Origin of the sequence: Staphylococcus sp. 191 (assembly GCF_011174885.1) — a bacterium.
Lineage (GTDB): Bacteria > Bacillota > Bacilli > Staphylococcales > Staphylococcaceae > Staphylococcus > Staphylococcus coagulans.
Genome location: NZ_PNRJ01000001.1, coordinates 265,177 through 287,938 on the forward strand (window position 1 = coordinate 265,177; position 22,762 = coordinate 287,938).

Sequence of the window (22,762 nt, forward strand, 5' to 3'; positions counted from 1 at the left end):
ACGCTTAAACACAATGTCATTATTTGATAACAATAGCCTTATACAAACTGAAATTATTACTTAATGTCTGCTTTTGGACCTTGTGGATATTTATATTTAGATGGATCCACTCTGTTGAAGTCTGGATTTTTATAGAAACGGAATAAATCGCCATTTAAAATTTTATCGCTGACTTCTAAGTCATTTTCAACTTGCTTTTTATTTTTCTCTAAATCAGCAGGTTGTTTTTCTACTGGATGATTGTCTTTATTGCTGTATACCTTACCATTTACATACTTATAGTCTTTTGTTACAAAATCACCGTTACGGAATGGTACCACTTGTTTATGGTCTTTAGACAACATATCCGTACCAAGCATTAAATAGTTTTTCGTATCAATGCCCATTAAGTGAAGTAATGTAGGCATCACATCAATTTGGCCTGCATATGTTTCATCCACTTTTGGTTCAACACCAGGTGCTTTTAACCAAAAACCAGTCGCATTTAAATCATTAAACTTCGCTGGTGTAATCGGTTCACCTAACAATTGAGACATCGCTTTATTATGATTTTCAGAAATACCATAATGGTCACCATAAATCATAATCACAGAGTTATCATATAAACCACGTTTTTTCAAATCGTTAATAAATGCTTCTAAAGATTCATCTAGGTAACGTGCAGTTTGAATATAACCGTCGACGGTTGGGTTACCTGTATCCCCTTTCGGAATCGATGCATCTTTATCGCTTAACGTAAATGGATAATGGTTCGTTAACGTAATTAAATGAGAATAGAAAGGTTGTTTTTCTTTATCTAAGTATGATGCTGCCTCTTTGAAGAAGACTTTATCTTTTAAACCTAAGTTTTCAAGATTTTCTGGTGACATATCAAAATATGTCGCATCATAAAACTTATCAATACCAAAATGACGATATACTTGATCTCTATTCCAAAACGTTTTGTAGTCACCATGCATAACATTCGTTGTATAGCCCTCTTTTTGATGTAAGATAGCTGGTAATGATTGGAATGTGTTATCTCCTTTTAAAGAGAAAGCTGAACCTTGTGGTAAACCATAAAGACTGTTGTCCATAGTAAACTCAGCATCCGATGTTTTACCTTGACCTGTTTGGTGATAAAAATGCGGATAGTATCTAAAGTCATTATTACCAGAAGAAAGTTTGTTCAAAAATGGTGTAACTTCTTGTCCATGAATCTTTTTATTAATTAAAAAGGTTTGGAAACTTTCTAAGTGGATTTTAATGACGTTTTTACCTTTAGCTTTACCATAATACTGCATGTTGGGTTCAACATTTTTTTGCTTAGAGTAATTCAACACTTTTGTTAAATCATCTTCAGAAGCTAATGCTTTTTGTTGATTGTTTTGAACTGTTTTCACGCCATCGTAAACTGTAAAGTTATAAGGTCCTAAATATTTGACTAAATATTTATGGTCGAATGTACGTGTTAACAACTCTGGTCGATCTGTTTCTGCAAATGCTAAATTCAAGAAAAATAAAGCAATCGCTGTTGCCATCACAACTGGCACGAATTTTTTATGGAATACATTTTTACTTAACCATTTTTGTTTAAAAATAAGAATGAATAAGTACACAAATGTATCAATAAAATAAACAAAGTCATACCATTGGAATGATGCCCCAACAGCACCGCCCATTGAGTCCACATTGCTAACTTGGTTCAATGTACTAAAAGTAATGAAGTCTGAGAAAAATCGGAAATAGACGACATTGGCATAAAGTAAGAAAGTTAATAAGAAACCTCCTGTAAATATAAACCAATAGGCTTTTCTACCTTTAAAAAATAAGAACACACTCAATAGCAATGCAACTAAGCTATATGGGTTCATGAGCAAAATTAAGTTTTGTGTTAACCCTTTAACACCAAGTGACAAGTCAACATAATAAGCAAAATACGTTTTTAATGCGATGGTTAAAACCGTCAGTAGGAAAAACGTAAATATACCTATTCTTTTTTTTTCTTTTACCATATTTGTTCCCCCGTCGTTTTATCTGTTGATTAAAATTCAATCGTTTAACAATTTCTCTAAATTTGTAATATTCTCCACTAAAAGCTTTATTAATATGTAATATTCTTGTAATATACATGATTAAGTTCAATATAACAATATATACCCATTAAGACAAAAATTCAAGCGAAAGCCGTTTGTTTGAGTAAGATTAAAATGGCTTTCATTTCGGGTTTATATTGACTTTATATTAGCTCAATATTAAAAAAACACTGCTTTAAATTGATGCAAGGATATGCAATGTAAAATTGTAATATACTAGGTTCACAATCAGAACGTATATGATTATACAGAAATCACGCTTTAAATGACTCGGCCCATAGTTGTATTTCTGCATCTTCCATATTTAACTCATTTAAACGCTTATTTTAACAACTCGCTTTGCATTCTAAACTCTATTCCTTGGAATAATTGCTTCCGCCACTGATGATACTTCACTAAATTTTGTTCAGCTTGTAACACATCAATAAACTGAAATTTAATTTTTGAACTTTGACTTTTTTGTGCAATTTTAGATAGATGATAAGAAGCGATTGTCCCGATTTGTGGGTAACTGCCTAACGTATAATGATCATTAAGCAATACAATTGGTGCGCCTTCTTTCTTAACTTGAATGGTACCTCGTTTGACTGACCGATGTGGGGGCATATCTTTGTAAAAGGCTTTAATGGATGGTCCTTCTAATATCATTCCCATACGATTGGCCTTGCTCGAAATTTGGTATTCACTTTGGATAAAGCGTTTGAGAATAGCTTCTTCAAAGTCTTCTGTACCTTTGTTCGGGATGACATGCACAACATCAGATAAATAATTAAAAGAGAGCGCATAACCATCAACACCCCATGACACAGTCTTTCGATCCTCCAATTTTTTAAACAATTGATGATGCCTTTCGTTATAATCACGCTTCATGTTGACGGTATCGCCATCTCTTAAACGACGACCTTGAAACCCACCTATTCCTGAAATCATGTCAGTTGAAGTCGAATTCAGCCATTCATCCAGTTCAAAGCCACCTGCAATCGCAAGATATACACGTGCACCTCGATGTAAATGATCAAAAGAAAGCACATCGCCTTTATTCAATAAATACAGTTTATTAACTTGAACTTGCATTTCGTCTGTATGTGCTAAAACTTGTGCACCTGAGAAAGCAATTAATGTCGGCTCCGTGAATCGAATTTTAGCCATTTTATGTGTCATTTCTAACGTTGCTTCATTCCGATCGTTACCAACGAGTCGATTCGCAATTTCATGAGCAAGCACATCGAGTGCCCCACTTCGAATGACACCCATATGTTCATAGCCTTGTCTTCCAAAATCTTGAAAACTCGAAAACAACCCACTATCTTCTATGATAATGGCCATTATACATCCCCTCCTTGCGATACAACTGTAAACTTCACTTGGTCTCCTAACGAAATTCTTGCAAAATCTTTTTTATTGGGTTGAAACAATTGTAATGGCGTACGCCCAATCACTAACCAATCGCCATACGTTTCGGTAGTTGTAATACCACATTTATTATTTTCCATAATAATAGAACCCGCAGGAATCACGCGTGGCTCATTCGCCATATGGTTGACTATAATGCGAGGATCAACGCCCGTTAAATAAGGAAAGGCTGGCGAATAACCCATCATTGATACGAAATAGTCTGATTCCGTGTGTAGTTGAATAAAAGTTTGTGCATCCATATTCAACTCCGCTAAGATTTTGTCAAAATGCAAACCGTGTATACCCCCATATTCCACTGGTACTTTAATACAGCGCTGTTGTTTTTCAAAAACAGCATCACTGATATCAATATGTTCAATAAGCGATTTCATATGTAAAAAAGGAGACGCTATTTTTAAATGTCTCATCATCATATATCCATCATAAGAAATGAGCATATCCGTCTCCGTTGGGACAATTTCAGTAATATATGGATAATTTTGAGCGACTAAATAATTACGAATCATCAGTAACCTTTGTGTCGCTGTTGGCGTGACAGCCCCTTTTAAAGAGACCACTATCGCTTGATCCCCTTGACTATATACTTTCATTTTTCCACCTCTATTAATTATCATAAAATAAGCTTAAAACCTCAATGGCACGGGGGGCCAATTCACTTATCAACCCGTATATGATTCCCCCTTGAATTATGAGTACACATATCATCCATACATAGGCCCAAATACGCTTTTGACGAAAAACAAGCTGATTCCCTATCCATTGGCCAAGCCAGAGTACGATCATAAATCCTAATAAATATACCACCATCATAAAATCACCTAATTCTTTAGTTCAAGTGAAATAGGGACCCATTCACGTAAACTATTAATCATCCACAACTGGCCACCTTGTTGTAACATTTCTAACAAGTCATCCACGGTAAAGTACTGCTCTATGATTTTATGTTGCTCTAGTAGCATTTGACGCATGCACCCTTGTAAAAAATCGTGGGCGTAATTGGGCGTGATAGATTGCCCGTTAATCACGACGACAACATTCCCTATATCGAATTCTAAAATTTTTCCATCCGCATCATAAAAAAGCGCTAACTGTGTCGTATGATCATGTGCCAAATAATCACGTTCAGACGTTTTGTAGATTCTTTGCCACGTAGGCACTTGATTTTTTGATGGCATCAACTGCGAGGTCATCTTTTTAATTTCACCAAGCGCACCGACTTCAACTTGCATCTCCCCAGATTGATGCACAATCAACTTGACTCGATACAGTCCACTGGGATATTGATTTTGAACATGCTTCAAATTGTGTTGCCATCGTTCAAAATCAAAGGGGATGTTTAATGACTGGCTCGCACTTTTTATTCTTTTATAATGATATTGAAGGCGAGAAATCTGCCCCGCTTCAAGCCGCATCGTTTCAAATAATTTCATAACTACCCCTCTAATATTTTAGTTTTCGTACAAAATTCTTCATATTCTTTGTCGGGATCAGAATCAATTGTAATGCCTGCACCTACACCGTAATAAAAAACTTCATTGATCCGTTCGATCGTCCGAATGGGTACGTTGAAAATCGCGCGTCCATTCGGATGAAGTAATCCTACCGAACCACAATAAATATGACGGGCTGTCGCTTCAAGTTCGTGAATGATACGCATCGTATTGATTTTAGGTGCCCCGGTAATCGAACCACAAGGAAATAGAGCGCGTAGTAAATCTTGATAAGTTGTGTCATCTGAAATTTCCCCTGTGACCATTGTTGTCATTTGAAAAACAGTCTGATAACATTCAATCGCAAATGGATGTTTCACTTGAACAGTCCCTTTTTTCGCTACACGAGCAATATCATTTCTTAATAAATCAACGATCATTACATTTTCGGCTCTATCTTTTGACGAAGATCTTAACGCTTGTTCATTAGCTTGATCATCTTCAACCGTAAGCCCTCGAGGCATCGTCCCTTTCATCGGTTTACTCACCACTGTACGAGAATTTGTTTCGAAATCTCCTAACTGAAAAAATAATTCTGGTGAAATAGATGCTACTTTAATTTCTTCAGTATCTATTAATACGGTATAGTCCCCATTCGCGCTCTGAGTAAAGCGTTGGTACAAAGCTGAGATTGACAACGCATCAAAGCTTTTAAGGCGCGTCGTATAGTTGACTTGGTATGTCCACCCAGCAGTGATTTCATCTTGAATTTTACGAATGTGCTGCTTGATGGTTTCGGGCTGTGTCACGAAATGAAAATGTCCGCCCGCCTTCTCAGGCCCTTCTCCCTCTTCAACAGCGTTCACTGGTGCATCAAACACATAATAGGCTGCATAAATATGGTGCTCTGGTGTATGTGTGATGAAGTCACGTTGGAAATAAGGCGCTGCCTCATAAGGCAAATAAAGTGCGACATAATAGCCTTCTCGTTGGTAGGCTTCAGCTTCATCAACTAAGGAGCCAACTTCTTCAATTTCATAAGCAATCCTTTTCTCAATGGGATGCTCAAAACGATATCGATAAGATGTCGTTGTATCTGCGTCGCTATAATATTTATAATTAAACTTCACAACCATCGATGATCCCTGCTTTTCTTAAAAAATTTCTCATTTGTTCATGTCCGTACTCTGACAAAATGGACTCCGGATGATACTGTAAACCGTAAATTGGCCACTGTATATGGCGCACAGCCATCACAATGGCATCTTCATTCAACGCTGAAACGACTAAAGGCGTATGGATTGTGTTAGGATTAGCCATTAATGAATGGTAACGCATCACGTTGAAAGATTTAGGCAACGCATGAAACAACGTTGACCCGTCATGATGCAAACGTGTCGTATGACCGTGGACTGGACGTGGGGCGTGAATAATCTTTCCGCCATAATACGTCACGATAAGTTGAAATCCTAAACAGATGCCTAAAATTGGAACTTCTTTCTCAAATGTGCGTATCACGTCAAACAATATTGGATAATCTACTGGTGCACCAGGCCCTGGAGAAATCACAATGGCACTCGGTTTTAACTGCTCCAACATAGGAAGAGATACCTCATCGACATCAATGACTTTTACTGTTTGCTGACTCTCCACCTCTAAATAATCAACAATATTATACGTAAATGAATCTTTATTATCTATCATGACTATCATTTTTTTGCCTCATTTTTATTTAATAATTCTATTATCACAAATGTGCGCATAATTGACAAAGTTCTAGCTAATATCATTTCAAAATATTAGGATGACTTGATTTCTGTGCCTAAATGTATTACAGTATGGAACGTAATTGAATTAAAGAGGTTCCTAGCTTCTAACCCTCTATAAAAAACTAGACACCTTCCGTCTATCTTTTTATAGAGACGGCTTTTTTTATGTCTTATTTTAGGATCTCTACATAAAATAAGGAGCGAAACAATTATGTCTAAGGTGCTCAATGATGAAAAAGCAGTCGTTGTATTTAGCGGTGGCCAAGATAGTACAACCTGTCTCTTTTATGCGAAAAAACATTTCAAAGAGGTGGAGTTGGTTACTTTTGAATACGGTCAACGTCATGCGAAAGAAATAGAAGTTGCAAAAGCAATCGCAGAGGATCAAGGGCTTAAACATCATATTCTTGATATGAGTTTATTATCTCAACTTACACCAAATGCGCTGACATCGCATGACATGCAAATAAAGACCAATGAACAAATACCTAATACTTTTGTCCCTGCGCGAAACTTACTTTTCCTCTCTTTTGCCGGTGCACTCGCCTATCAAATTGGTGCGAAACACATTATTACAGGTGTCTGTGAAACAGATTTCTCAGGTTACCCAGATTGCCGTGATGTCTTTATTAAATCAATGAATGTCACACTCAACTTATCGATGGAACGCGACTTTGTTATTCATACACCATTAATGTGGTTAGATAAAAAAGAAACATGGGCATTGAGTGATGAATTAGGTGTACTTGATTATGTGCGTTATCGTACACTTACTTGCTACAACGGCATCATCGCAGAAGGTTGTGGCGAATGCCCAGCTTGTCGCTTACGTCAACGCGGTCTCGAACAATATCTTGCTGAGAGCGGTCTCGAACAATATCTTGCTGAGAAAGGAAGTGAAAAATCATGATGCAACAAATTTATCCATCTGTAAATCATGATTATACGTACGAACTCAATAAAGACTTTAACTTTTCAGCTGCACATTTTATCCCTGATGAACGTGCAGGTAAATGCATGCGCGTTCATGGGCATACGTATTTTGTAAATATTACGATAGCAGGCGATGCCTTAGATGAACTTGGTTTCCTCATTAACTTTAGTGAGCTTAAAAGTCTTATCCATGATAAATTTGATCATTATTTATTGAATGATTTAACACATTTCCAAGGCAAAAGCCCCTCTACTGAAATCGTAGCGCAAACGATTTACGAAATTGTGGCTGAACATTTAAAAGATTTACCACATGCGCCAAAATGTCTTCAAATCTTTTTACGCGAAACACCTACAAGCTATGTCGTCTATCGACCGAAAAAACAGGAGCCAAATCATGGCTAAAATACCTGTACTCGAAATTTTTGGTCCTACAATCCAAGGTGAAGGTCGTGTTATCGGTAGAAAGACAATGTTTGTGCGCACAGCTGGATGTGATTTTCGTTGTAGTTGGTGTGATTCCAAATTTACTTGGGATGGCAGCATGAAAGATGAAATCCAAATGATGTCCGCTGAAGCCATTTTCGACCAACTTAAAGCGATTGGTGGCGATCGCTTTAATCATGTCACGATTTCAGGTGGAAATCCTGCGCTCATCAAAGGAATACAAGCATTAGTCGATGTTTGTCAATCTCACGGCGTCCATACCGCACTTGAAACACAAGGAAGCCATTTCCAACCTTGGATGCGTCAAATTGATGATTTAACGATTTCACCGAAACCACCAAGTTCGGGTATGAAACAAGATTTGGAACGACTAGATCATGTGATCGCGCAATGTGACGTGTCACAGATTAATTTAAAGGTCGTTGTATTTGATGATGCGGATTATGAATTTGCTAAAATGATTCATCATCGCTATCCTCATCTTCCTTTCTATTTACAAGTTGGAAATCCTTATCTTGAAGATCATGTCAAACACCATACCCAAAAATTACTTGAACGTTATGAACAACTGATTGATCGTGTCACTGAAGATGCAGAAATGAATGAAGTATACGTGTTGCCACAATTGCATACATTAGTTTGGAGTAATAAAAAAGGCGTTTAACTCAAGCCATCCAATCGCCCATTTTACGCTTCTACAATGATGGGGATAAATAGATGAAGGAGAACTGTCTGCATGACGATTTTCCTTCATCTATTAAATTTTATAAAGATTTAAAGTGTTATTAAATGCCAATAAGAGATGAGATTGATATAATGGAAAAATGAATTGCGAATAGTTAGGAGAACATAATGGCCTTATTTGTCATCTTAAACATTATTATCGTGATTGGGACATTATTAGTTGATTTACATCGACATCACTATCGATATATTCGACTCAGTTCGGTAATTCTATCACTCACGTTAAGTAGTTTCGTGAACCCAATCTTATTGAATAAGCTTAATTTTATCACACTCGCCACGATGTTAATGTATTTAACATGGTTGATCTTACAATATCATTTAGATTACACGCATCATACATTTAAAATTAGACATCAAAAATTCTTTATTGGTGTTTTAACCATTATGATTAGTATTTTATTTGTCATTTTGGCACGGTCATCTGAAGCATCAATTTATATGTCTGTACCGTATTTAGCCCCTGCCATCTTCCTATTTGGTGGGATATTACAATTTTCAACCACGTTAAACTCACCGTGTTTTTCAAAATTTTATCAAGTTTTGAAAATAAAACATCCGATTTGGATGGGTGGCACTTTGATTCTCTTATCAATGATTACAATGGTCAGCCTTACGCCTTTTTGGTACCTTTTTGTAATTGTATACGTCGGCTTTTGGGCAACATTAACGATTGAAAAAATATTTATTTTACCCAAAAATGATTAAACCATCAACAAACGTGGTATTTACTTATAGAACCTTATGGTATAGAAAAAAAGGAGGCATACACTATGGGTTTTATAATTATGTTAATCGTCGGTGGTCTTATCGGTTGGGCTGCTGGAGCAATTTTAGGTAAAGATATCCCAGGTGGTATTATTGGTAACATTATCGCTGGTTTAGTCGGTTCTGCGATTGGTAGCTGGCTATTCGGTCATTGGGGCCCATCATTAGGCGGCGTTTATATTTTACCAGCATTAATCGGTGCAATTCTTGTTATCGCAATTGTATCACTTGTTTTAGGTAAAATGCGTGGTAAAAAATAAATTTAAAATGATATTGAAATACATGGGCTTTGGCTCATGTATTTTTTTATGTATAAAAACGACCAACAAAGTATCGCGCTTTCATAACGCATCGTTAATGCCCTTTGCTAACCGCTACACAACATTTTTCATCCCCCACGATTATATCCACAAAAAACTTCTTTTTCATTGTATAAATTTTAAACTTTAAATACAAAACAAATGTATTTTACTCGCTAATATTTATTTATCTATAATATTGCTTTTTAAAATTAGTTTACATATAATACTTTTAAAGGCATGCCTCTCTTCATAGTGAGGTTTTGGCCTTTTTATAACTATCATTTTGAATCTTTTAACTCAACTTATACAATCTAAACTTTACATTTTATACAGTGTTTGATGATTTGTCTCTATCAAATAGATAATGATTATATGGGAGATGATTAATGAAAATGAATTACAAAGCCGCACTATTTGCACTCTTTTTAAATATATTATTTTCAATTTTAATGTTCATATTAAAGTTTAATATCGGTTTAATGATTATAGCATTTACGATTATTTTAGTTCCTGTTTTGATTAATATTCTCTCTTTATTTATAAGTAAACAATCTTATAATTTATTGACATTATTAACAATGAGTGTTTTTAATGTTGCATTTTATGTTATTTCTGCAAATACCATATTAAATAATTCTCACTTTCAAATCTTTGCCTGTCATTATTCCTATGAGACAAATGGCTCTATTATGAATTTAAAAGAACATTCACTTTCTATACCTCACCTAATCGTTTTCTTCTTACTTTATTTTGTGTTGAGTTTGTTGTGCGCTAAAATTTATTCAAAAAGCTTAAAATTAAAATGATGTGGTTGAGACACACAATGGTCTTACGACAAAACCGGTCATTTTCAATATCATTTGCGCGTTTTTTCGTATTAGTTGCGTACGACGTGGCTCATACATCGTTTTAAATCTATTCTAAGCTATACAACATGCACTTTGCTCCTCTTTAAAGCAAGTTCATTATTATTTTGAAATAAAAAAGCGTAGGAGAGAAATCGTTTTGATTTCGTCATCCTACGCTCCACAAAAAAACAGTCGCCCCTATGAAGATTAAAAATAAAATTTATACTTGTTACTTTTTATCAAACTTTGGTGTTTCTACATTAGAGGCTTGCACAATGTATTGCGGTCGTCGCTTTACCTCATAATATATCCGCCCGATATACTCACCCATCACACCTATAGAGACGAGTTGAATGCCACCAATAAATAATATCGCCGCAATTAACGTAAAATAGCCGGGAACATCAACACCATGGATAAGTGTATCAACAAATAAGTAAATAATATAAACCATACTCATTAAAAAAATGAACAATCCTAAGTAAATCATTGTACGTAGTGGCTTATAATTAAATGAAATCAATCCATCTATAGCATAATTGAATAAACTTTTTATAGACCATTTTGATTGTCCTGCTTCCCGCTCAACATTTTCATATTGAATCACTTTACTACGGTAACCAATCCATGAAAATAAGCCTTTAGAAAAACGATTATACTCTTCTAAACTTACTAACGAACGCACCGCGCGTTGGCTTAAAAGTCTAAAGTCACCAATGCCATCTTCTAATTCAATATCTTCAATGAAATAATTGATCATTTTGTAGTAACAGCGCGTCATCCATTTCCGAGAAGCGTGTTCACCTTCGCGATTACGCTTTGCGATAATTTGGTCATAGCCTTCCCGGTATGCTTTTACCATATCAGGTATAAGTTCTGGAGGATGTTGTAAGTCTGCATCAATCATCACAACCGCATCACAATCTACACTATGTTCAAATCCTGCAAACATTGCTGCTTCTTTACCAAAATTTCGACTAAATGAGATATATTTGAGATGTTGCGTTTCATTGGCTGCCTCTTGAAGTATTGTAATCGTATTATCGTGACTCCCGTCATCAATAAACAACAAATCATACTCATACACTTGTGCAATACTGTCTTTTTCTAATATTTCTACCAATTGTTGTATGGTTTGATGTAGTACATCTTTCTCGTTATAACATGGGACAATCACACGTAATTTCATTATTTGTGCACCTACTCTATCTACTTTTTCTATGTCTCGTCCTTTTGGTTCTACCCATTTCCTACATAAAAGTAACGTTCATTAGAAAAGCGCGCGCTCACGCAAGGCACTATTCCTACCTCTAAAGGATAGCATATGATTATTCGATTTTAATCTCAAAACCTCTTCCCGATCTGTGATCGCTATTATATGGCTCAGTCCTGTTAATCCATTTTTACATGACACCCCAATATTAACTGCAAATGATAGCATCGAATATAAAATCCAAAAAAAGAAAGGAGTTGTCCACACATCTCTCTGTTATGGACACTCCTCATTAAAATCATTCACTTTTCCGTATTAGGATACTTTTTTATGCTTCTTCTTGAAGTTCATAATCATCTTCATCACGCTGTCGAGAACGTTCTGAGTTGTATTCATAGCGCAACAATACATGAATTATCTGATGATTTTCGATTTCTGAAATCACCCAACGATCATAAGTTGTATCGACGTAATCATCTTGTTCTAAGTCTGTATTTTGAGCTTGAAGCCAGCCCCCAATCGTATCAATATCTTCTGAGTCTTCAAAGTAAATACCAAACTTTTCTTCTAGATCACTTAGTAGTACACGACCGTTGATTTGATACGTTTGTTGATCGAGCTCGACAATATCATTGATTTCATCATCGTCAAATTCATCACGAATTTCACCAACGATCTCTTCAAGAATATCTTCCATCGTCAATATCCCAGCTGTACCGCCATATTCATCAATAATTAAGCTGATATGCACATGTTCACGCTGCATTCGAACAAGCGCATCGCTAATCCGTGTTGATTCTGAAATCATTGGTAATTCATGAATATAGTTGGCAATTTTAATTGGTACACCCGATGCATATTCTGTCAGAAATTCTTTTACGTTGATAAATCCTTTAATATGGTCTTTATCACCATCTTCAGTAATCGGATAACGTGTGAACTGATGTTCTTTAATTGTTTCTAATAACTCATCTACATTGAAAGGTTCGTTCAATGTGATCATTTGCGTACGTGGTACCATAATATCTTTGGCATGACGCTCATCGAATGAAAAAATATTTTGCATATACGCAAGTTCAGTTTGGTTGATTTCACCACCATGATAACTGTTGTTCATAATGATTTTCAATTCTTCTTCAGACATCGCCTCATTACCAGCATTTGGATCAGCGCCAAACATTCTAATAATTAAACGCGCAGAACCATTCATTAACCATATTAACGGTTTCATCACAAAACCGAAGTAATATAAAGGTCTCGCATATAATAATGCAATACGATCTGTATGTTGGATTGCTAAACTTTTAGGTGCAAGCTCACCGATGACAACGTGAATGTAAGTCACGATAATAAATGCAGTCACAATTGATACGGTTGTGACAATCGCATCAGGAATATGAATGAGTCCAATCAGTGGCTCTAATAAGTGCTTAAATAAAGGCTCACCTAACCACCCTAAGCCTAGAGATGTCACTGTAATCCCTAGCTGACAGGCTGATAAATAGTAATCAAGATTTGAAATCATTTTTTTTACAACACGCGCATTGCCATTCCCTTCAGCAATTAGCTGTTCAATGCGTGATGCTCTTACTTTAACTAATGCAAATTCTGAACCGACAAATACAGTAGTTAAAGCAATTAATGCAAAAAATATAAATAAATATAATATGGTCGTACTATCCAATTAGTTCCCTAATAGATAGGGATTCACCTCCGTTAATTGCATCGCTCAAAAGAAAGCGATGGCGATAAGTGTATATGACCTAAGTGACACAACATCGTATTCATGCCTAAATCCTTCCCATTGAGCTACCTCCAGACATAAAAATATTAATTTTATCATACCATAAGTTTTAGTGAAATAATACTATGAAACTATCGTACTTTAGTAGGAATTCCTATAAAACACGCACATCTTTTTCACTCAGCCATTCTTAGTTCATCACAATATTTAAAAACAATCTATTTCTGCATACAACAAAGCGTTCGGGACATAGATTTCAAAATAAATAGCGCTCAGATGATTTTTAATAGAAAACCGTCTGAACGCTTCATTTTTATGATAAAACTTCGTATTATATGACTTCGCTTTCCGAGGGGACAGCCTCAGCCTGTAGTCTTCGGCTCGTCCTGTTCCCTCAGGAGTCTCGTCATAAATACTTCGTTTATGCATATAATCATTCACTATTATAGTTAAGAACAAGTCGCTTTTGCTTAATCTAGTCAGCTTTGCGGAGGCAATACAACGCAATCTTTGTTACACATGAAATTTCTGTGTTGCGCCAAAAATCCAATTTGGCTTCATCACGTTTTTACTACAATTACACCAAATTAAGTTGAGATTTCATCCCCCTAAGCAAGCACGTTCTTGGAGGCATGATTATCAAAAAATTTATATCTAAAACGCTTTAAATCTATTACTTTACTTTCCATTCTTATCGGCTTTTGTAAATCATCTTATCACCTTACTATTAAGGATCATCTTATTTTTTAAATAGTAGGTTGTGTGGGTGCCTTTTTCAACAATCCGTAAATGACTGCACTTACAATGGCACCAATCAAAATGGCAACAATTGTTAAAAATGCATGACTTGGATCAGTTCCAATAATAACGACCAATCCACCATGTGGCGCGTTAATAGATGCACCAAACAATAGAGCAAGTCCACCCGCTACGCCTGAACCAATCATCATTGAAGGAATGACACGCAATGGGTCAGCTGCAGCAAACGGAATTGCACCTTCAGTGATAAAGCTTGCCCCCATTACAAAATTCGGGATAATAGAACCACGTTGCTCTTTTGTAAATTTTGAGCGGAAAATTAGCATTGCAAGCGCGATTGCGATAGGCGGCACCATACCGCCAATCATTGCTGCAGAAATTGGTGCTGTATTACCCGCTGTTAATGCAGCAGTACTAAATACGTATGCAGCTTTATTAAAAGGTCCACCCATATCGATAGCCATCATCGCACCGATAACAACACCAAGTAATACGATATTACTGCCTGATAAATGATCTAATCCATTGACTAAGCCATTATTCAACCATGCGGCCGGCGTATTGAAAACATAAATCATCAATATTCCTGTCAAGAATACAGAAAATATTGGATAAATCAATGTCGGTTTTAAACCTTCTAACATTTGAGGAAAATTTCTTGTTAATTTTTTAATACCTTCAGTGATGTAACCCGCTAAGAAACCAGCTATAATACCACCTAAAAATCCTGAACCACCTGAAATAGCGAGCATCCCACCAACAAGACCTGCGGCAAAACCAGGTTTATCAGCAATACTTCGTGCAATATAACCTGCTAAAATAGGAATAATTAACGCAAATGCACTTTTGTTCCCAATCTGCCATAACGTTGCTGCAAAAGCGTTGTAATGACTACTATTCGGGTCAAATGCGTCTGGATGAATCATAAACACAATCGCCATTAAAATACCACCTGCTATAACGAGTGGTAACATGTTAGAAACCCCGTTCATCAAGTGTTTGTAGATTGTTTTGCCGACACCTAATTTTTCATTACTTTCTTCAGTATGCTGTCCAGATGCAGCTACAAAAGGTTTTCTTGATGTATCTAAAGCACTATTGATTAAAGCTTCTGGGCGCTTGATACCATCAGCAACAGGTACTTGAACAACATTTTTTCCATCAAAGCGGTTTGTTTCAACATGCACATCCGCTGCCACAATAATTCCGTTAGCGCGTTCAATATCCTCTGAAGTCAGTTTGTTTTTGATTCCACCCGCGCCATTTGTTTCTACTTTAATATTAACGCCCATTTCTTCAGCTTGTTTTTTCAATGCATCCCTTGCCATAAAAGTGTGTGCAATACCTGTGGGGCAAGCAGTAACTGCCAATACATAAGGTTGATCTTGATCGACAATAGGTTGTGCGTCTTCAACGCTGTCTTCATCTGTTGCTTCATCGTCTGCACGATTAATAATTGCTAATACATCTTCCTGTGTCTCTGCATGTAAAAGTGCTTCTCTCACTTTTTCGTCCATCAAAATACCTGAGAGTTTCGCTAATGCATCTAAGTGTGTTTGTGCCCCTGAAGCAGGTGCCGCAATCATAAAGAAGAGATGTGCGGGTTGCATATCTAAACTGTCATAATCAATTCCTGCTTTTGACTTACCAAATGCAATCGCAGGTTGTTTTACAGCTGCTACTTTTGCATGTGGAATCGCAATCCCTTCACCAATTCCTGTTGAGCTTTGTTGTTCACGTGCGTGGATGGCTTTTTTGAAATCTTCTAGATGGCTTAATTTTCCTGCTTGATTTAATTGCTGTGCAAGTTCATCAATTGCTGTATCTTTCGTTGTCGCAGAAAGATCCATAGCAATCGTTTCTTTAGTGAGTAACTCTGTAATTCTCATGTTACCCCTCCTCGTATAATGGTTGGATTGTCACTTGTGCTCTCAGTTCTTGAATTTTGTCATATTCTGCTAGATCATGATTAAACGCCGTTGCAGAGCCCGAAGCAATCGCAAGTTTCAATGCCTCTGGAATCGTTAATTTTTGAGTTAAGCCTGCAACCATGCCTGCCACTGTACTATCACCTGAACCGACTGTATTAATCACTTGACCTTGTGGTGCTTGAATCCGATAGGCTTCCTTCTCATCAACATAAATCGCACCTGCACCACCTAGAGACACGATAACGGCCTGTGCACCCTTTGTAACTAATTGACGTGCATACTTAAGTACTTCTTGATCAGTCTTAATTGTGACATCAAACATCTGCTCTAATTCATGTTGATTTGGCTTAATAAAGCATGGGCGATAAGCTAATATCCCTTCAATTAATGATTTTTCAGCATCTACAACCAACTGTGCGCCTGTTTGTTGGGTGATTTTTGCGATATCGGAATAAATACTTCCTGGCAAGCAGGTCGGTACACTTCCAGCAACAATAATTACATCGTCTGCAGTTGTTTTACGAAGTTGTTCAAATAACGCTTCGACTTGTGTATCAGTAATATGAGGACCTGCAGCATTAATTTCCGTCTCGTCACCACTTTTTAACTTGATATTTATACGTGTATCTTCATTGACGTGGGTAAATGCGGTTTGAATGCCCGCTGTTTTTAATGTATTTTCGATAAATTGCCCAGGAAATCCACCCACAAACCCGAGAGCCGTGGACGGCGTATCTAATGTTTGTAAGACACGGGAAACGTTAATCCCTTTACCTCCTGCAAATTTAGCAGTATCTGTCGTACGGTTCAGTCCGCCCGTTTCAAAATTATCTACAAACATGACATAATCGATGGATGGATTAAACGTCACTGTGTAAATCATAATTACCCTCCTAAAATTTCAAAATGTGAATCATATTGTGTATAACCATTGATACTTTTCACTTTTTCAGAAGTGATGATAATGGGTCGCTCTTGTGTATGAATCGTCGCTAAAAATTGTTCATTGAATTTGGAAGTATCTGCGAGTACATAAGCTTGTTGCGCCTGTGAAACGGCAGTTTCTTTAACAATCGCTTCTCGTTCATCAGGTGTTGTAAAGCCTGCCTCAATATCAATCCCATTCACACCAAGAAACACCTTGTTAAAGCGATAATGTTTTAGAAAATCAACAGCTCGACCGCCTACAACAGCCAACGTATTTCCTTTCACATCTCCGCCAATCAGTTTAGTTGGGATGCCTTGTTTGAGTAAGCCTTCAACATGAGATAAACCATTTGTCACAACGGTAATCTCTTTCGCACTCAAATAAGGAATCATCTCTAACGTCGTCGAACCTGCGTCGAGATAAATACAATCTCCCTCATTAACGAGTTGGGACGCCTTTTTAGCAATGGCCACTTTTTCTTCAATATGCTGTGTTCTTTTTTCGTAAAGTTCTGGTTCTTTAGGATTATTAATTAATTTGGCACCACCATGTACACGTGTTAACTTGCCCTCTTCTTGTAGCCGAGATAAATCTCTTCGAATCGTCGAAGCACTTGACTCTGTATATTCGACGAGATGTTGTAATGACAAAAAGTTATGTTGTGCTAGTGCATCGAGTATTATTTCATGTCTCTTCTCAGTTAACATCTTCCCACCTCAATTCGCTTTCATTATAGTGTATCCGTTTTCAAAAATCAATCGTTTTCAATCAAAACTAATCAATAACAATCATATAGTACATTAAAAAGACACATTTTAGTCATTTTTCAATCAAAAACAACCAAAATGTGTCGGTTTACTTACTGGATGACATTAACTGTCTGTGCTTGACTCATTCGAATTAAGTCTTCTGGTGCAATTCCCATTTGTACACCTCTTTGGCCTGCACTTACAAAAACAGTTTTACAAGCTAAAACAGCCGTATGAATCGTCGTTGGAAAATGTGTCTTCATCCCTATAGGTGAACAGCCACCGCGGATATATCCTGTCACTTTCTTCAAATCATCTAAAGGCATAAGATGTAACTTTTTCTCATTGACGGCAGCCGCTGCTGCTTTCATATCTAAGTGCGCATTAACTGGAATGACGAACACAAAATGGGCATGGTCATCATTTTCAAGTACGAGTGTTTTATATACCGTATCTGTCTCTGCTTGAATTAAAGCAGCCACTTCATGCCCTTCAATATGTGCATCACCCACAGGAAAAGTACGTATCTCATATTCTACTTTCGCTTGATCTAACATGCGCATCGCATTTGTTTTCTTTTGCTTTGCCATGATATCCCTTCTTTCAAGTCTTACTATTGTTCTAAGATAAACTGTGCTACTTTGTTATCACTCTCAATTTGATCATAGGTCATAAGTTCCTTTGTCATTTTTTGATGGTCCACATGTTTATTTTGCAAAATCATGTGCTGAATTTGTTCGATGCTTTGACCTACTTTTTGAATGTTTGTAAATTGTTCAATATCAAAGTAGAAACCGATATCTTGTTGATAACGCGTCGTATCTTCATCAAGGATAAGTATAGGTCGATTTAAGTGCGCATAATCAAAAATTGCGGACGAATAATCTGTTATTAAGACATCTGAAATTAAATACAATTCTTGAATATCAACCAATTCATTGAAGAAACAATGAATTCTTGGGTGCAATCGATCATAGACTTCACGTAAATGCCCCTCGTTCGGATGCAGTTTAACAATCATTTCATACTGATCAGGCAGCCCTTCTATCAATGACACAATATCAAGCGTCGAGACGGATTGACGTGTATCTTTTCGCCATGTAGGACAAAATAAAATATATCGCGTCTCTTTATTCTTAGTAAACATATACTTTTCTTGGATTGCTGATCTTCTCTCCACATCTTCTTGATAGCGCATCAAATCACTATTTCTCGGTGCGCCTTCACGCAATATTTTTAAATTTGTATGCGTCTTCAATTGGAAGGCAGATTGAATATATTGTTCATATCGTGATGAAGATGAAAGTAAAACATCCCATTTTTTCATACGCGGTGCAAATTGCAACGCTTGCTTTTGACGTTCTTGCTCATCCATTAAGTCATTTACCATCCGTTTTAACGGAAAACCATGCCATGTTTGAACAACACATTGCTGGGGATGTTTCACCAATCGATCCCATAAATTCCCGTTAATTACAACGTAGGCACTTTTTTCAAAAGTACGCATATATGAACGTGTACCAAATCGTATCGGCGTCATACCAAAAGCTCTAATCTCCAAATCAACTAACGGGTCTGCTGAACTTACGTAAATTTCTAATTCTGGATTTAATCTTTTAAGTGCACAAGCAATGTACTTAGGATCCCCTGAAAAGTTTTTGCCATGAAAAGATTCAATAAAGACGTGTTTTTTAGAGACTTGACGTTGACGAATTTGGCGTTGCTTCACATGTCCTTCAACTTTAAAAATAACTTGACGAACTTTATTATAAAATCGAGAACCTTTACGCAAGGGCCCTTTAGATGAAGACTCTAAATTTTGTTTTGTCTTGATTGCAAATCTTTTCGCCATTTCCTGAGCAAATTGATATCTTGCCTTTATTTTTGGAGGCTGAATATCAGCTTGTTTCACTTGATGCTGTTGTGCGATTTCCAGCGTTTTAGCAATGAGCGCATTTGTATCATTAATACGGACAAATTGTTGTTTTAAAACCTCAATATCTTCTTGTCTCTCTTGATTCGTGTACTGCGCACTAAAAGCTTGCAACAACGTATCGGCGTCTGATTTTAAATCTTTTTGAAGCCAGTGTACAGCATGAAAAGGTGTGTAGATGGCTTTTAATACCTGATCGTCTCCAGGATAAAGGCATACACGATGCCCTTGTGCAATGGCTTCTAGTATGGAATAGCCCAATGTTTCATAAGGCGAAGATGAAAAATAAATATAAGATTCTGGTTCTGCTTCATTGATATGAACATTGCTTTCTAAACGATAATAACGCACTAAATTCTCATAAAGTTCAAGTGAAGGCCCATAGCCTTGAAGATATAAATGAATTTGTGATTGGTGACGTTCGTGTATGAAATAACGCATCATTTTTAATGCATAAGAAATATCTTTAATTTCGTCTTCAAAACGTGCTTTAATTAATAAATTATGAGTCGTAGCTGTAGGTGCTTGCGCTATTTTTAGATGATTTGTATTGACATACATCGGAAACACGTAGGAATAATCATAGCGTTGTTCGAATGCTCGTGCAATGGCTTCTGTACTTACACGTACTGTATCGACCGCTTCTAACGCCAAGTCCATATGCGGTGAAATATAAGCTAACGGGCTGTGAATTTCACCGAGTATCACTGTTTCAGGTGAAAGCTGTTTCACTTCGCGTGCAAATATAAAAAAGTCTTCTCGTGTGATGATCAATAAATCTGCGTGCGCAATAGAATTTGCACCAAGAAACGATTGGAATTTCACATTTTTTAGTTGTCCACCTTCTTCTGCTATCAATGACTTTAATCGTTGTTTTCTCACACCCATATAGTTGACGTAAGTCACTTGATGACCTGCTTGGCACAACGATTGAATCAAATTTAAATTACTTCTAGTTGTGCCTCCTTTTTGAAAAATATGATAACCCAATATTTTAATATGCATATCGAATTCGCTCCTAATTTTACTTTTCAATTTCTCCTATTATATCACGAAAGCTTTGCCTTTTCGGCTGATAACATTAGCCCGCACTTTCTCACTTTTTCCTATCATTTTATGTATCCAAAAATAAAACCTCGTTCATAGAATCAAGATAGGTGGCTTATTTTAAAACCATTCAATCCATATTTCTATCAACGAGGTGTCATTTCATCATTTACCCACATGGATGTATGTTTTGATTTTAGTGAAAAATCATTACTTGCTTTTTTGATATTCCCCTCTAAACTGGCTTTCAATGACAATGACCACGCAACCTAATATCATAAAAGCGATAGACATTAGTAACGGATATTCAATATCGATATCGTAAAGCGTTCCTGCAATTAATGGGCCAATAAAGTTCCCCATACTTGTAAATGTCGAATTCAATCCCCCAGCAAAACCTTGACGATGCCCTGCTATATTTGAAAAATAATTGGTAAGGGCTGGACGAATTAAATCAAAGCCAATAAAGACAACAAAACATAACAACATAACATGCCAATACGTATGCGCATAGATTAATAATACTAAAATAATCATTGAATAAATTAAGGCATAGGCGATAAATTTCAATTCACTAAAATAACGCATCATTTTATCAAACAAGAACACTTGGAAGATGGCTCCCAAGACGCCTCCACCTGTAATGGCAATCGAAATATCTACCGGTTTGAAGTTAATTTTATCTGCTGTATATAGCGGGAATAACGTTTCAAATGCAGATAAACCAAATGCAAGGATTAACGTCAGTATGGCAGGCGTAATAAATACTTTATAGTTAATTTTTCCTAGTTCGGCGTTATCAAACTGATGAAAACCTTGTGTCGTTTGTTTCTTTGGAGAATGGACGTAGATGACCGTTCCGACAAAAGCTAATGCACCAAGTGCCCCAGCCACAACGAACGGCATACGATGTGAGATTTCAGCAAAGAAACCACCCGCGCCTGGACCTAGAATGTATCCTGCTGATATAATCGCTGACATATACCCGAAGTTACGCGCTTTATCTTTTGAAGGTGATAAATCTGCAATCAAACCGGTCACACCTGGCATTACCATTCCTGCACTCAAACCACCTAATACGCGAGAAAGGATTAAATATGAAAATGTGTGGCTTGCTGCAAATAAAAATTCAGAAACACTAAACAGCACAAGCCCAATACAAATAATTAATTTTTTACCTAAACGGTCGGCTAATGCGCCTCCGAAAGGTGAAATAATCATTTGTGCAAGCGCAAAAACAGCGACGAGTATTCCAAGATCAGATCCAGTTATCCCTAAATCCTTTAAATAGATAGGAAGTACTGGAATTACGAGACCAATTCCTAGAAATACTAGAAAAATATTTAAGTATAAAATAATAAACTGTTTATTCATACACTTCCCTCCCTCAATGCATTCAAAATATTAAAACATTATATAACAACGACTCAACAAAATAAAGAACAAAAACTCAAATCAAATCATTTAAAATATCTATTTAAAATAAAATTTTAAAGTTTATTTTTGTCTTTTAAAAATAGATAGCCCGCTATGCAAAACTCCCCATCTCATCGGCTTAGAACTGACGGTGCTCATATTTAATCAATATACACACTAAGCCCTTATAATATCAGGATTTAGACTATCCATAGTCTCTTTCATATCCTTCATTTACCCTGTTTCAATGAGAAACAAATTTAATCATATGTATATTTTTTGTTCTGCTCTTATAAAATATTTGAATCCT

General features: G+C 36.4%; 20 protein-coding genes. 6 read left to right on the top strand and 14 right to left on the bottom strand.

The window, feature by feature from the left end; all coding sequences use genetic code 11:
* Positions 1–56: 56 nt before the first annotated feature.
* From ltaS to C1H58_RS01325, 6 genes are all read right to left on the bottom strand, one after another.
* Positions 57–1,994: a polyglycerol-phosphate lipoteichoic acid synthase LtaS gene (gene ltaS / locus C1H58_RS01300; protein WP_165545068.1), complete on the bottom strand. Its 1,938-nt coding sequence runs from the start codon at positions 1,992–1,994 to the stop codon at positions 57–59.
* A gap of 402 nt (positions 1,995–2,396) precedes the next feature.
* Positions 2,397–3,401, bottom strand: a complete 1,005-nt coding sequence (locus tag C1H58_RS01305) for a 5-oxoprolinase subunit C family protein (protein WP_165545069.1) — start codon at positions 3,399–3,401, stop codon at positions 2,397–2,399.
* Positions 3,401–4,081 carry a carboxyltransferase domain-containing protein gene (locus C1H58_RS01310; protein ID WP_165545070.1) on the bottom strand — a complete coding sequence of 227 codons (681 nt, stop codon included), beginning with the start codon at positions 4,079–4,081 and terminating at the stop codon, positions 3,401–3,403. The genes C1H58_RS01305 and C1H58_RS01310 overlap by 1 nt, the downstream gene beginning before the upstream one ends.
* Before the next feature lie 228 nt (positions 4,082–4,309).
* The gene (locus C1H58_RS01315) at positions 4,310–4,921 is read right to left on the bottom strand and encodes an aminotransferase class IV (protein WP_050331628.1); all 612 of its coding nucleotides are present in this window, start codon (positions 4,919–4,921) and stop codon (positions 4,310–4,312) included.
* Between the two features lie 2 nt (positions 4,922–4,923).
* A complete protein-coding gene (locus tag C1H58_RS01320; RefSeq protein ID WP_165545071.1) occupies positions 4,924–6,057 on the bottom strand; it encodes a chorismate-binding protein in 1,134 nt (377 codons plus the stop codon).
* Positions 6,041–6,634 carry an anthranilate synthase component II gene (locus tag C1H58_RS01325; protein ID WP_103356096.1) on the bottom strand — a complete coding sequence of 198 codons (594 nt, stop codon included), beginning with the start codon at positions 6,632–6,634 and terminating at the stop codon, positions 6,041–6,043. Before C1H58_RS01325 ends, C1H58_RS01320 begins: the two co-directional genes overlap by 17 nt.
* A 267-nt stretch (positions 6,635–6,901) precedes the next feature.
* On the opposite strand from C1H58_RS01325, the gene queC reads away from it, so the two are divergent.
* From queC to C1H58_RS01355, 6 genes are all read left to right on the top strand, one after another.
* Positions 6,902–7,600: a 7-cyano-7-deazaguanine synthase QueC gene (queC, locus tag C1H58_RS01330; protein ID WP_165545072.1), complete on the top strand. Its 699-nt coding sequence runs from the start codon at positions 6,902–6,904 to the stop codon at positions 7,598–7,600.
* Positions 7,597–8,028 (top strand): 6-carboxytetrahydropterin synthase QueD, encoded by a 432-nt coding sequence (gene queD, locus C1H58_RS01335; protein WP_050331632.1) that lies wholly within the window; start codon positions 7,597–7,599, stop codon positions 8,026–8,028. Before queC ends, queD begins: the two co-directional genes overlap by 4 nt.
* Positions 8,021–8,734: a 7-carboxy-7-deazaguanine synthase QueE gene (gene queE / locus C1H58_RS01340; RefSeq protein WP_165545073.1), complete on the top strand. Its 714-nt coding sequence runs from the start codon at positions 8,021–8,023 to the stop codon at positions 8,732–8,734. The genes queD and queE overlap by 8 nt, the downstream gene beginning before the upstream one ends.
* Before the next feature lie 188 nt (positions 8,735–8,922).
* Complete coding sequence (locus tag C1H58_RS01345) at positions 8,923–9,522, top strand: hypothetical protein (RefSeq protein WP_165545074.1); 600 nt, start codon at positions 8,923–8,925, stop codon at positions 9,520–9,522.
* 65 nt (positions 9,523–9,587) lie between these two features.
* Positions 9,588–9,842 (top strand): GlsB/YeaQ/YmgE family stress response membrane protein, encoded by a 255-nt coding sequence (locus C1H58_RS01350; RefSeq protein ID WP_016424461.1) that lies wholly within the window; start codon positions 9,588–9,590, stop codon positions 9,840–9,842.
* Between the two features lie 428 nt (positions 9,843–10,270).
* Complete coding sequence (locus C1H58_RS01355; RefSeq protein ID WP_165545075.1) at positions 10,271–10,690, top strand: Msa family membrane protein; 420 nt, start codon at positions 10,271–10,273, stop codon at positions 10,688–10,690.
* A gap of 271 nt (positions 10,691–10,961) precedes the next feature.
* On the opposite strand, the gene C1H58_RS01360 is transcribed toward C1H58_RS01355, so the two are convergent.
* The 8 genes from C1H58_RS01360 to norA all read right to left on the bottom strand — a co-directional run bounded on the left by C1H58_RS01360 (position 10,962) and on the right by norA (position 22,410).
* A complete protein-coding gene (locus C1H58_RS01360; protein WP_165545076.1) occupies positions 10,962–11,921 on the bottom strand; it encodes a glycosyltransferase family 2 protein in 960 nt (319 codons plus the stop codon).
* Between the two features lie 352 nt (positions 11,922–12,273).
* Positions 12,274–13,629 carry a hemolysin family protein gene (locus C1H58_RS01365; RefSeq protein WP_050331637.1) on the bottom strand — a complete coding sequence of 452 codons (1,356 nt, stop codon included), beginning with the start codon at positions 13,627–13,629 and terminating at the stop codon, positions 12,274–12,276.
* A gap of 806 nt (positions 13,630–14,435) precedes the next feature.
* Entirely contained in the window at positions 14,436–16,337 is a 1,902-nt protein-coding gene (locus C1H58_RS01370) for a PTS fructose transporter subunit IIABC (protein WP_165545077.1), read from the bottom strand.
* A gap of 1 nt (position 16,338) precedes the next feature.
* Complete coding sequence (gene pfkB / locus C1H58_RS01375) at positions 16,339–17,262, bottom strand: 1-phosphofructokinase (RefSeq protein WP_165545078.1); 924 nt, start codon at positions 17,260–17,262, stop codon at positions 16,339–16,341.
* 2 nt (positions 17,263–17,264) lie between these two features.
* Positions 17,265–18,014: a DeoR/GlpR family DNA-binding transcription regulator gene (locus C1H58_RS01380; protein ID WP_165545079.1), complete on the bottom strand. Its 750-nt coding sequence runs from the start codon at positions 18,012–18,014 to the stop codon at positions 17,265–17,267.
* Positions 18,015–18,166: 152 nt separating this feature from the next.
* Positions 18,167–18,646 (bottom strand): Cys-tRNA(Pro) deacylase, encoded by a 480-nt coding sequence (gene ybaK / locus C1H58_RS01385; protein ID WP_165545080.1) that lies wholly within the window; start codon positions 18,644–18,646, stop codon positions 18,167–18,169.
* Positions 18,647–18,669: 23 nt separating this feature from the next.
* Positions 18,670–20,994, bottom strand: a complete 2,325-nt coding sequence (locus tag C1H58_RS01390; protein WP_165545081.1) for a CDP-glycerol glycerophosphotransferase family protein — start codon at positions 20,992–20,994, stop codon at positions 18,670–18,672.
* 252 nt (positions 20,995–21,246) lie between these two features.
* On the bottom strand, positions 21,247–22,410 hold the full coding sequence (gene norA, locus C1H58_RS01395; RefSeq protein WP_165545082.1) for a multidrug efflux MFS transporter NorA: 1,164 nt from the start codon (positions 22,408–22,410) through the stop codon (positions 21,247–21,249).
* Positions 22,411–22,762: the final 352 nt, after the last annotated feature.

Bases quoted from the DNA above. Each gene is read 5' to 3' on its own strand.
- pfkB (WP_165545078.1), bottom strand. From the start codon at position 17,262: ATGATTTACACAGTGACGTTTAATCCATCCATCGATTATGTCATGTTT.
- ybaK (WP_165545080.1), bottom strand. From the start codon at position 18,646: ATGGCAAAGCAAAAGAAAACAAATGCGATGCGCATGTTAGATCAAGCG.
- queE (WP_165545073.1), top strand. From the start codon at position 8,021: ATGGCTAAAATACCTGTACTCGAAATTTTTGGTCCTACAATCCAAGGT.
- C1H58_RS01350 (WP_016424461.1), top strand. From the start codon at position 9,588: ATGGGTTTTATAATTATGTTAATCGTCGGTGGTCTTATCGGTTGGGCT.
- C1H58_RS01370 (WP_165545077.1), bottom strand. From the start codon at position 16,337: ATGAGAATTACAGAGTTACTCACTAAAGAAACGATTGCTATGGATCTT.
- queC (WP_165545072.1), top strand. From the start codon at position 6,902: ATGTCTAAGGTGCTCAATGATGAAAAAGCAGTCGTTGTATTTAGCGGT.
- C1H58_RS01360 (WP_165545076.1), bottom strand. From the start codon at position 11,921: ATGAAATTACGTGTGATTGTCCCATGTTATAACGAGAAAGATGTACTA.
- queD (WP_050331632.1), top strand. From the start codon at position 7,597: ATGATGCAACAAATTTATCCATCTGTAAATCATGATTATACGTACGAA.
- C1H58_RS01325 (WP_103356096.1), bottom strand. From the start codon at position 6,634: ATGATAGTCATGATAGATAATAAAGATTCATTTACGTATAATATTGTT.
- C1H58_RS01315 (WP_050331628.1), bottom strand. From the start codon at position 4,921: ATGAAATTATTTGAAACGATGCGGCTTGAAGCGGGGCAGATTTCTCGC.
- C1H58_RS01320 (WP_165545071.1), bottom strand. From the start codon at position 6,057: ATGGTTGTGAAGTTTAATTATAAATATTATAGCGACGCAGATACAACG.
- C1H58_RS01345 (WP_165545074.1), top strand. From the start codon at position 8,923: ATGGCCTTATTTGTCATCTTAAACATTATTATCGTGATTGGGACATTA.
- C1H58_RS01310 (WP_165545070.1), bottom strand. From the start codon at position 4,081: ATGAAAGTATATAGTCAAGGGGATCAAGCGATAGTGGTCTCTTTAAAA.
- C1H58_RS01380 (WP_165545079.1), bottom strand. From the start codon at position 18,014: ATGTTAACTGAGAAGAGACATGAAATAATACTCGATGCACTAGCACAA.
- C1H58_RS01355 (WP_165545075.1), top strand. From the start codon at position 10,271: ATGAAAATGAATTACAAAGCCGCACTATTTGCACTCTTTTTAAATATA.
- ltaS (WP_165545068.1), bottom strand. From the start codon at position 1,994: ATGGTAAAAGAAAAAAAAAGAATAGGTATATTTACGTTTTTCCTACTG.
- norA (WP_165545082.1), bottom strand. From the start codon at position 22,410: ATGAATAAACAGTTTATTATTTTATACTTAAATATTTTTCTAGTATTT.
- C1H58_RS01305 (WP_165545069.1), bottom strand. From the start codon at position 3,401: ATGGCCATTATCATAGAAGATAGTGGGTTGTTTTCGAGTTTTCAAGAT.
- C1H58_RS01390 (WP_165545081.1), bottom strand. From the start codon at position 20,994: ATGCATATTAAAATATTGGGTTATCATATTTTTCAAAAAGGAGGCACA.